The following is a 3,333-nucleotide window of genomic DNA, read 5'->3' on the forward strand; positions in this document are numbered from 1 at the left end:
AAGATCCCCCCGCGCCAGGGCATAATCCCGTTCGGATAGGTAAGGCCCGTGGCAAATTCCGTTCGCTGGTCGTAACGGCCGTCCCCATCGCTGTCTTCCAGGCGCGCAATCCGGCCCTCTTTAGTCAGCGAGGCGCCTTCTTCCATCGGGTCCGGGTACCCGCGATCCTCCACCACATACAGATAGCCCTGCTCATCATAGGCAAAAGCCACCGGATCGATCACCAGCGGCTCTTTCGCCACCGTCTCCAACCGCAATCCCGATTCCAACTCAAGGTCGGTGGATTCTACGTCCCCCTCCCGGCAGCCGGCGGCAGCAATCAGCAGGAAAAACAGGAATCCCAACCCCAAAAAGTAATGCCCGCCCGCGGCCCCCAGCAGATCCCGGCACCACGAAGGACAGGTCTCCATCCATTTTTTACGCCTGACCTTCTTCCTCATAACACGGGGGCTTTTTCTCTTCCTCATATAATATCACTTGTAATTCCCGGCAGCAGTTCCTACTGGTTTGTTTGAACCTCGTTGAATAACTTCATCAGTTCCGCCACAATTTTGCTCGAGGCCTCCTTTTCCACCCGGTTTGTACTCAGCCAGGTTTCATAGCCCCCCAGCTCGTGCTGCGGCGGGGTCGGCAGATAGCCGTAGCTGCCATTGGCCAGTTCAATGGTGAACGTATCGGTAAAGGGACTTTCTTCCTTGATTTCCAGTCCGATTTCGGCAAATACTTCAAACGGAATGGCTGAAATCCCCAGCTCGCCAATCCCAAAGGTCTGCAACTGGATATCAATCTGGTCGGGCCACTCCTCCAGCTGTGCTATGCGCCCGGCGTAGACCTTCTCCAGCCGATGATAAAGTGGTTCCGCCCCCTCAGGCCGGTCCCTTATTTTTTCCATATTCGCTTGTATCTCCGGGGACGCCCGGCGGACATCAAGCGTCAATTCCGACTGGGCGGACCGAAGCGGCACCCACTCCCTGAATTCCAGCCCCTGATATACGCGATGTACTTTTTGGGCCACGTCACGGCCCACCATCTGCATCTGCTCGTAGGGAGGTTTGCGTTCCGGGGCCTCGGCAAAATTCAAATTGTTGATATCCCCGGACGTGCCGTTGGACATGATGCCCACGAAAGGCGGGTGTTGGCGGTCCCCCTGCAGCAGTTCCTTCAGGCGATCTCCGAACACCGCAAAATAATCCGCCGAAAGGTGTCCCCCTGGAACCCCTCCGATATAGTGAAGCGAATAATTCCCCAGCACCGAAATGGGGGTCCCCTCTTTGGACTGCACCGCAATGAAGGACACTTCCGGGTCCGTGGGTCCCGCCGGCTCCACCAGCGCCGGGTTCTGGTGCCCCGGGTTCATCTGCGCCTTGTCTTGGGTCCCCAGTGGATTTGATACGGGCTCCTCCATGATCCATCGCCGGTTGAAGACGTGTTCCGGGGCGTCGACGGATCCCCATGCAATTTCGGCCGGCTGCAAATTTTCCATGGCAATCCGAACGCCATCCGCAATCCGCCGGGCCAGAAACCGCTGGTACTCATCGAGAGGCTCGCCATAGTGCCAGCCCCGGCGTTTCTGTCCCTCCCCGCCGGCGCTGATCGATGAGTGGGTATGGGTAGCCGCCATCAGCATATTTTTCTTTTCCAGACCGGTCTCGTTACGAACCAGGCTTTTGGCGGCGTCAAAGACCTCCCGGTTAACGCCCACGTTATCGACAAGTACAAACACCAGCCGGGTATCTCCGTCATCGAGCACCAGTGACTTGGCATACAGCTGGTCATGGACATACGTCGCGGGGGGTGAATTCCAGTTTCCTACAATAGGTTCACCCAATGGCGGGGTAATATTGCTCAGGGAGGCCCCGGCCCGGAAAGTTTTTTGTTGGTCCTGCGCGTGTAGTCCATCGGCACCGCCTGCAAAAAGGATGAACAGGAAAAAGAACGTGGGCCCGATACTCTTTTTGAGGTAGCCTATTGCTGGATTTGTGTATGGACCTATTTGGCCAGAAGAACTCATTTGGAAGCGAATAAATAGTAACATCATATTATAAACTAGATTAATAGATTATCTTAAATTATTGAGCATGTTGATTACGGCTTCCACCATTATTTCGCCCCCGCCCGGTTTAATACGAGCACTTCTCACTTCATAATCACCCTCCGCAAAGGCTTCTTTGTTGGGGACATAGCTAAGTACCCCATTTCCTGATTGCTCACTCACAACAGTAAACGGGAAAGGCGAATGTTCTTTAATACTCAGACCAAGCTCAACAAAAGCGTCACCGGGATACCCTACTAAAGCCAACTCATCTCCCAGTGTAATTGCCTGCACTTCACTCATTAACGCTTGCCCGTCTTCAGATAAGGGTACTGTAGTTGTTACAGCATGACGGGCCTGAAGTCCTTCATCCAATTCTATTAAGTCAAGAATTCGCCATGCTTCCACCACATCGCTAAAAGATGATGGATGTTCCGGATCTCCAAATTGCCTGATCACTTCTGTTGCCCATTCTGCTTTATCAGGTTGAATATCAGGTATGGGAAGGTTGACTGGTTGTGTATGAACCTTTAACGAATTGGATTCAACTTTTCGAAGAGAAGGATACATTTCAAGCACATTCCCGGCCAGAATAGTACCTATTCGAACTGATTCCTCGCGGCTCCCAAATAGTTGATGTTGATCAACATCAACATGATTGATATTTCCCGACATTCCGTTCGTAAAAATAGTCACCATCTCTTTTCCTTTAACATCTGCTAACACTGAGGCGATCCTACCAGGGAAATCAGCTGTGATCTGATTACCTGTTCTTACAGCCACATGAAGAGAAAAATTTACCAAAGTAGCCAAAGGCTCAGCATCCATCGATTCAAAATACACCACAGACAGATCAGGATCGGTTGGACCAGTGGGTTTAACAATATCCGGATTCAGACGACCCGGATTTGTCTCCACTGTTCCGTCTTTCATCAGAAATCGCCGATTAAAGTTTATAGAATTCTGTTTTGTGCTTCCTACAGATACGCGGGCAGGCTGAAGTTCCTTTTTTGCCAAACGTATACTTTTAATAATTTTTGAGGGTAGGTTATGGGTATATTCTTTGCTCTTTTGTTTTGGCGTTCCTCCCACCGCATTCCAAAAAAGGGGGTTCAACTGGGGACCAGCATGAACGTGTGTAGCGGACATTATCAGGTTTGATCCGGGAATACCTATCTGTTTTTCCAGTAGTTTCCTTGTTTCTTTAACTAATTGATGAGGTAAACTAATAAGATCACATGCAACAAATGCAGTAACTGTTCCATTTTTCTCTATAACAATGGTTTTAGCATATAGATGAT

Annotated in this window: 2 protein-coding genes and 1 pseudogene; all 3 read right to left on the reverse strand. The window is 50.7% G+C overall.

Features of this window, described 5'->3' with window-relative positions; all coding sequences use genetic code 11:
- Positions 1 to 440, reverse strand: a pseudogene (locus ACESLU_RS13280) (hypothetical protein); the annotation flags it as partial.
- Positions 441 to 499: 59 nt separating this feature from the next.
- Positions 500 to 2,038, reverse strand: coding sequence for a hypothetical protein (locus ACESLU_RS13285; RefSeq protein WP_372639114.1), 1,539 nt, complete (start codon positions 2,036 to 2,038; stop codon positions 500 to 502).
- A gap of 21 nt (positions 2,039 to 2,059) precedes the next feature.
- A partial coding sequence (locus ACESLU_RS13290; RefSeq protein WP_372639115.1) for a neutral/alkaline non-lysosomal ceramidase N-terminal domain-containing protein occupies positions 2,060 to 3,333 on the reverse strand: 1,274 nt, incomplete at its 5' end.

Source organism: Fodinibius sp. (assembly GCF_041642155.1).
Lineage (GTDB): Bacteria > Bacteroidota > Rhodothermia > Balneolales > Balneolaceae > Fodinibius.